Here is a 6627-nt window from a genome sequence, read left to right as displayed (position 1 = left end):
CACCCCCATGATTGGCAAGGTTATCAAGGACTTCCTACCCGAAGCTGATCTCTTGCCTTACCTTGAGGCTGTGGTCTCCGTGTGGAATACTCTCGGACGGCGCGACAACAAGTATAAAGCGCGCATCAAAATCATAGTCCATGAACATGGCCTTGCGGAAATATCCCGCCTTGTGGAGGAGCGTTTTGCGCTGATCCGCCCAACGTTTAGCGGCGTTGATCAGACCCTTCTGGCTGATATCCGCGCCCAATTTGCACCGCCTGCTTTTCGCGCAGCACCCCTCGTGGCCTATGACGCAGCTTACGCCGCTGACCCCGTGTTTCGCGCTTGGGCCGATACCAACCTTGCGCGCCATAAACGCGCTGATCATGCCATCGTAACGATCTCTCTGAAAGCCCACGGCGAGACACCCGGGGATGCGACAGTCGCACAAATGCGCCTTATGGCCGATCTTGCTGCCCGCTTTGGCTATGACGCCCTGCGCATCTCTCACGAGCAAAACGTGATCTTGCCCCATGTCGCGCGCGCAGACCTGCCAACGCTTCACGCCGCGCTGAGAGCGCATGGTCTCGCAACGGCCAATATCGGCCTTCTAAGCGATATCATTGCTTGCCCCGGCATGGATTATTGCGCCCTCGCGACAGCGCGTTCCATCCCCGTTGCGCAAGACTTGGCACAGCACTTTGACGCGCTCAAGCTTGAGCACGACATCGGGCCATTGAAGTTAAAAATTTCGGGCTGCATCAACGCCTGTGGACATCATCACGTGGGCCATATCGGTATCTTGGGCCTCGACCGAGCAGGCGTTGAAAACTACCAAATCACCCTTGGAGGCGATCACGGGACAGATCTTGCGCTTGGTGGGCGCACTGGTCCGGGCTTCAGCTATGATGAGATCGTCCCTGCCATCGAACGCATCCTGCGCTGCTATCTGGCCTTGCGCGAAAGCCGTGAGGAAACCTTTCTTGAGGCGTTTCGCCGCCTTGGCCTCACCCCCTTCAAAGCCGCCCTGTATGAGCCACTCGCCCCCGCAAAGGAGCTGATCCATGCTGCAGAGTAACTTGGCCGCAAAAGCGGAACAGCTGAACTTGCGCTTTGCACGCCTGCCTGCGGAATCGCTTCTCAAAGAAGTTTTTGCGAATGGCTTACTGGGGCGTGCAGCGCTTGTCTCTTCCTTTGGCGGGGAGGCGGCTGTGCTCTTGCATATGCTGTCCAAGATCGCGCCCAATGCTCCTATTCTCTTCATTGATACGGAGTTGCTCTTCCCTGAGACACTGGCCTATCAGGCCGAGCTTGCCGCGCGCTTTCAGCTCAGCAATGTTCAGATACTGCGTGCAGACACAACATTCACAGACCCGAAAGGCCGCTTGCACAGCTCTGACCCAGAGGCCTGCTGCGCATTGCGCAAAACCGCTCCCTTGCAGGCGGCACTTGCGCCCTATGCCGCTTGGGCCTCGGGGCGCAAACGCTTCCAAGGCGGGGCGCGCAGTACACTTGAGCTGTTTGAGGCCGAGCATGGCACGGGCCGCATCAAACTCAATCCGCTGGCGAACTGGTCGCCCAAACAGATCACCTCCTATTTTGAGGCCCATGATCTGCCGCGCCATCCCTTAACAGCAAAAGGCTATGGATCCCTCGGCTGCGCGCCCTGCACAAGCCCCGCCAAAGGCCGCGCAGGCCGTTGGCAAGACCGCGCAAAAACAGAATGCGGCATTCACCTGCCCGCCCCGACGTCCAAAGGAGAAAACGCATGACCCTTATCCGTGACCATGGTTTTGCCCCCGAAGACTGGCCCCACGGTTTTACAGAGAATCCCCGTGAAATCGCAGGCGAGAACGGGGCTGGGCTTGATCTGCCCCCCGACGCCACGCTTGAGCAAATCGTTGGCCGCCTGCCCTCCTTGCGGCTCATCCGCATTGACTTCCCGAGCTTTGCCGACGGGCGCGGCTTTACGCTTGCACGCCAGCTGCGCCTCATGGGCTACCGTGGCCGCCTGCGTGCCAAGGGCCATCTCATCGCCGATCAATACGCCATGGCGCGGCGGGCAGGCTTTGACGAAGTGGAAATCTCAGAGGCCGAAGCAAGGCGTCAGCCAGAGGAGATCTGGCTCTTTCGCGCCGATTGGCAGGCGCATGACTACCAAGCCCGCCTGCGGGGCTGATTTGCCCTTCACCTGACATAGATCAAAGCTTATTAGAGTATATTGGTTTAAATCGCCGATAAGAGACATAATGAACGAGATAAGCAGCATGACCGAGGCAAAACCGATCAAAACGCCCACCCTGCCCGATGCGCAGACTGTCACCCAAGTAAAGCACTACACAGATCGTCTGTTCAGCTTCCGCTGTACGCGGCCTGCAAGCTTGCGCTTTCGCTCGGGCGAATTTGTCATGATCGGCCTCATGGGCGCGCCTGACGAAAAAACAGGCAAGCAAAAACCGCTTCTGCGCGCTTACTCTATTGCCTCACCAAGTTGGGACGAAGAGCTAGAATTCTATTCCATCAAGGTTCAGGACGGCCCGCTCACCTCGCGCCTTCAGCATATCAAAGTCGGGGATGAAGTCATCCTGCGCCCTAAGCCCGTTGGCACGCTCGTGCATGACGCCCTCTTGCCTGGCAAACGGATATGGTTTTTTGCCACAGGCACGGGTTTTGCGCCCTTTGCGAGCCTGTTGCGCGAGCCACAGACCTACACGGATTATGACGAGGTCATCATCACCCACACCTGTCGCGAAGCCGGCGAGCTGACGTATGGCGCCGAGATCATCGAAAGCCTCAAGACAGACGAGCTCCTCAACGAAGTCATAGGCGATGGCTTTTGGAAGAAAATCAAATATTACCCCACAACAACCCGCGAAGAGAGCCCAAAAATGGGCCGTATCACCGACCTGATGCGCTCGGGCGAGGCCTTTACAGACCTTGGCGTTGAGCCGATCTGTCCAAAGAACGACCGCGCAATGATTTGTGGCAATCTTGCCTTTAACCTTGAGCTTAAAGAGATGCTCGAAGGCTACGGCCTTGAAGAAGGCGCAAACTCAGAGCCAAAAACCTATGTTGTCGAAAAAGCGTTCCTCGACTAAAGCGCTTTAACACGTAGCCCATAAAAAAAGCCCCGCTAAACCTGAGCGGGGCTTTATGTTTGTCACGCGGTGTCAGGCTTACATGCCCATCGCTTCTTTTACTTTTGTCAGGATTTCTTTCAGCGCGTCAGGGTTGTCTTTCGCGGCTTCCAGACCCTTCTTGAGAAGGCCCTTCTGCATCGTGCCAATCTTGTCTGAACCGTCGATCATCTCGGCGACTTTTTCAAAATTGAAGCCTTCAGGCGTGAGCAATTCGCCCATTCCTGTCATGGCATCTGTTGCGGCTTCGGTTGTGGCTTCGGCAGCTTCAGTCACGGCGGTTGCCGCGTCAGTTGCTGTTTCTGTCGCGGCATCCACAGCGCCTTCAACGGCTTCAGCAACGCCTTCTGCGGCTTCAGTGACGGCCTCAACAGGGGCAACTTCTGTTACCGTCTCTGTCACGCTGTCAACGGCTTCTGTCACGCTTTGGCCCGAATACACAAAGTACCCAACGCCCAAAACAATAGCCGCAAGCACAATCCACAGTAAATTCTTGATAACTCTTTCCCCTTAGGTTCGGGCGCCCAGATTCTTCTGGGGCGCGCTCAATCTGCCAAATGGCGTAGGCCAACGGAAGCTGCAAGGGGGAAAGCCTCCAAAATCAGCTCAAATCAGCCGATTGCCGCTTGAATCCGCCTCATTCGCGCTCTACCTTGCCCAACGACTAGCTAGGTCAACAACACAAGGATCAAAACCATAGCCCGTAGACCTCATAACGCGCCTCCACAGCGCGACACTGGCCCCCGCGTCAATGACCGTATCACAAGCACTGAAATCCGTTTGATTGGCGCCGATGGCGAAAACGTAGGCGTTGTGACGCCTGCGCAAGCCATGATTATGGCCGAAGAGGCAGAACTCGACCTTGTCGAGATTTCGCCCAATGCAAACCCACCCGTTTGCAAAATCATGGATTTCGGCAAGTTCAAATACGAACAGCAGAAGCGCGAAGCCGAGGCCCGTAAAAAGCAGAAGATCATCGAGATCAAAGAGGTCAAGTTCCGCCCGAACACCGACACGCATGATTACGACGTCAAAATGCGCAACGTGGTCAAGTTTCTCAACAACGGTGACAAAGTCAAAGTCACGCTGCGCTTTCGCGGCCGTGAGATGGCACACCAGAACTTGGGCCGCGAACTTCTGGAGCGTATCGCAGATGACGTGATCGCAGCAGAGCTCGGCAAGATCGAGAACTTTCCCAAGATGGAAGGCCGCCAAATGGTTATGCTGATCGGTCCAACCGCAAGCAAATGATCTCGCTCGCACGAATAGACACGCCCCGCCTTATCCGCGGGGCGTTTTGCGTTTGAAAGGAACCTCTCATGTGGGAAGAGCGCTACAAAACCCCTGACTACCTCTTTGGCACAGAGCCCGCCGACTTTCTAAAGACTCATGAGGCCCTACTCACATCGGGCCAAACAGCGCTTAGCGTAGCAGACGGAGAAGGCCGCAATTCGGTATTCCTCGCCGAGAAAGGTCTTTCTGTCACAGCGCTCGAATACGCGCCCTCTGCCATTGCCAAGGCAAAAGCGCTTGCCACCAAGCGTAGCGTTCAGGTCGAGTTTTGTGAGGTGGATGTTCTGTCTCACGCGTTTGAAGAGACTTACGACATGGTCCTCGGTATTTGCATTCAATTCCTTGGCCCCGCCGAGCGGAGCCTGGTCTTTGAGCGGATGAAAGGTGCTGTCAAACCACAGGGCCTTATGATGCTGCACGGCTATACCCCTGAACAGATCGCCTTTAAAACAGGCGGCCCGCCTCAAGCCGAAAACATGTATACGGAAGAGCTTCTCAAAGACGCCTTCTCAGATTGGGACATCCTCACCTGCCGCTCCTATGAGGCAGAAATCTCGGAGGGCACAGGCCACTCGGGCCGCTCCGCCTTGATCGACTTCATTGCCCGCAAAACCAACTGAACGTATTCTAGACATTACAGAGGCCAGCCCCTGCTCTAAGCCCTGTGCACCCAAGCCAAAAAGCAAACGGCCCACGTTTTTCAACGCAGGCCGCTTACCCATGGGTCTCTTCAGAGATTATTCAGCAGGCACAGCCACGCCGCAGCCACCAATCCGCTCAGGCAGAACGAAAGCGATAACAATAAAGGCCAGCCCCATCAGGATACCGATGATATCGCCTGACATGGCCGTTAGCCCGTCAAACTTTGATCCAGGGACAGCGCCAAGCGTGGTCTTTCCACCCATGACATCATCCAGCATGCCGCTGGCTTTCCACGCGGGATAAGTGACCATATAGGCCGCAGCGCCAAGTAAGCCACCAGCGATAAAGAAGAGCGCGTCTTTACGTCCCGAGGCCGCCGCACAAACGCCCGTACCTGGGCAGAAGCCAGAGGCCGTCCAGCCTGCGAAGCCGACCAAAGCCTCTAGCCCTGAGCGCCCAATGCGTGTAAACGCAGCGCCATGACACAGACGCTCACCATCACCCGCCCCGATGATTGGCACTTGCACCTGCGCGACGGCGCAATGCTCGCGGCCGTTTTGCCCGAAACAACGCGCCATTTTGCCCGCGCCATCATCATGCCAAATCTCGTGCCCCCCGTGGTCACAAAGGCAGATGCCGAGGCCTACAAGGCCCGCATTGAAGCGGCCATGCCCGAGGGTGCGCGCTTTGCGCCCCTTATGACGCTCTATCTCACCGAAGAGACAGACCCCGATGATCTCGCCGCCGCCCATGCTACAGGCCTGATTTCTGCGGTCAAACTCTATCCCGCAGGCGCCACGACCAACTCCGCCTCGGGTGTGGCCGACTTCAGCAAAGTCCAAGCCGCGCTCGAGCGCATGGCCGAAATCGGCTGCCCCCTCTGCGTTCACGGCGAGGTCACAGATCGAGACATCGACATTTTTGATCGCGAAGCTGTCTTCATCGACCGCGTGCTCGACCCGATCCGCAAGTCCGTGCCTGACCTGCGTGTGATCATGGAACATATCACAACCAAGGACGGCGCCGAATACGTCAAATCAAACCCCGAACGCCTCGGCGCCACCATCACGGTTCAGCATCTCATGCTTGACCGAAACGATATGCTCGTCGGCGGCATGCGCCCGCATTACTACTGCTTGCCGATCCTCAAGCGTCGCGAGCACCGTGAAGCGCTTCTGGCTGCTGCCACATCAGGCGATACCCGTTTCTTTTTGGGAACAGACAGTGCCCCGCATCCGACACATGCCAAAGAAAGCGAATGCTGCTCAGCGGGCTGCTTCACAGCGCCCGTCGCGCTCGCCTGCCTTGCCCAAACATTCGAGGACGCGGGCGCACTGGAGGCGCTCGAAGGCTTTGCATCCCTTCACGGCCCCGCCTTCTACGGCCTGCCTGTGAACAGCGAGACACTCACACTCACCCGCAGCGAGACACCTGTGACTTTCCCGATAAGCATCGCCAACGGGGCCGACCCTGTCACGCTCTTCGCACCTGGCCGCCCGATTTACTGGTCAGCCCCCTAACTCTTTTTCTTTCTCAAAATATCCCCGCCGGAGGCTCCTGCCCCCTCCCCAAG

Annotated in this window: 9 protein-coding genes; 7 read left to right on the top strand and 2 right to left on the bottom strand. The window is 57.1% G+C overall.

Translation table 11 applies throughout. The annotated features are described in order from the left end of the window. The 4 genes from P8O11_RS03645 to P8O11_RS03630 form a co-directional block, all read left to right on the top strand. Positions 1-1060, top strand: a 1060-nt coding sequence (locus P8O11_RS03645; protein WP_300291753.1) for a nitrite/sulfite reductase, incomplete at its 5' end; no start/stop codon positions are given. Beyond that, positions 1047-1754 (top strand): phosphoadenylyl-sulfate reductase, encoded by a 708-nt coding sequence (locus P8O11_RS03640; protein WP_300291751.1) that lies wholly within the window; start codon positions 1047-1049, stop codon positions 1752-1754. The genes P8O11_RS03645 and P8O11_RS03640, both read left to right, overlap by 14 nt. Continuing rightward, positions 1751-2161: a DUF934 domain-containing protein gene (locus tag P8O11_RS03635; protein WP_300291749.1), complete on the top strand. Its 411-nt coding sequence runs from the start codon at positions 1751-1753 to the stop codon at positions 2159-2161. Before P8O11_RS03640 ends, P8O11_RS03635 begins: the two co-directional genes overlap by 4 nt. Before the next feature lie 70 nt (positions 2162-2231). Continuing rightward, positions 2232-3080: a ferredoxin--NADP reductase gene (locus tag P8O11_RS03630; protein WP_300291746.1), complete on the top strand. Its 849-nt coding sequence runs from the start codon at positions 2232-2234 to the stop codon at positions 3078-3080. A 78-nt stretch (positions 3081-3158) separates the two neighbouring features. Here the strand turns inward: P8O11_RS03630 and P8O11_RS03625 are convergent, their stop codons facing one another. Beyond that, a complete protein-coding gene (locus P8O11_RS03625) occupies positions 3159-3521 on the bottom strand; it encodes a hypothetical protein (RefSeq protein WP_300291744.1) in 363 nt (120 codons plus the stop codon). Between the two features lie 294 nt (positions 3522-3815). Here P8O11_RS03625 and infC point away from each other — a divergent pair, with 294 nt between their 5' ends. Together infC and P8O11_RS03615 are read left to right on the top strand one after the other, a co-directional pair. Then, entirely contained in the window at positions 3816-4370 is a 555-nt protein-coding gene (infC, locus tag P8O11_RS03620; RefSeq protein WP_271437490.1) for a translation initiation factor IF-3, read from the top strand. Positions 4371-4438: 68 nt separating this feature from the next. After that, entirely contained in the window at positions 4439-5032 is a 594-nt protein-coding gene (locus P8O11_RS03615; RefSeq protein WP_300291740.1) for a cyclopropane-fatty-acyl-phospholipid synthase family protein, read from the top strand. A gap of 117 nt (positions 5033-5149) precedes the next feature. Here the strand turns inward: P8O11_RS03615 and P8O11_RS03610 are convergent, their stop codons facing one another. Further along, positions 5150-5491 carry a hypothetical protein gene (locus P8O11_RS03610; RefSeq protein WP_300291738.1) on the bottom strand — a complete coding sequence of 114 codons (342 nt, stop codon included), beginning with the start codon at positions 5489-5491 and terminating at the stop codon, positions 5150-5152. Between the two features lie 42 nt (positions 5492-5533). Here P8O11_RS03610 and pyrC point away from each other — a divergent pair, with 42 nt between their 5' ends. Continuing rightward, the gene (gene pyrC, locus P8O11_RS03605; protein ID WP_300291736.1) at positions 5534-6574 is read left to right on the top strand and encodes a dihydroorotase; all 1041 of its coding nucleotides are present in this window, start codon (positions 5534-5536) and stop codon (positions 6572-6574) included. Positions 6575-6627 lie beyond the last annotated feature (53 nt).

The sequence above is a fragment of the Lentibacter sp. genome (assembly GCF_029254145.1).
Lineage (GTDB): Bacteria > Pseudomonadota > Alphaproteobacteria > Rhodobacterales > Rhodobacteraceae > Lentibacter.
The sequence above is the reverse complement of the archived record's forward strand: the minus strand, read 5'-3'. Positions and strand labels throughout refer to the sequence as shown.

Excerpts from the sequence above, each read along its gene's own strand:
- P8O11_RS03640 (WP_300291751.1), top strand. The coding sequence starts at position 1,047 with ATGCTGCAGAGTAACTTGGCCGCAAAAGCGGAACAGCTGAACTTGCGC.
- P8O11_RS03635 (WP_300291749.1), top strand. The coding sequence starts at position 1,751 with ATGACCCTTATCCGTGACCATGGTTTTGCCCCCGAAGACTGGCCCCAC.
- P8O11_RS03630 (WP_300291746.1), top strand. The coding sequence starts at position 2,232 with ATGAACGAGATAAGCAGCATGACCGAGGCAAAACCGATCAAAACGCCC.
- P8O11_RS03615 (WP_300291740.1), top strand. The coding sequence starts at position 4,439 with ATGTGGGAAGAGCGCTACAAAACCCCTGACTACCTCTTTGGCACAGAG.
- pyrC (WP_300291736.1), top strand. The coding sequence starts at position 5,534 with ATGACACAGACGCTCACCATCACCCGCCCCGATGATTGGCACTTGCAC.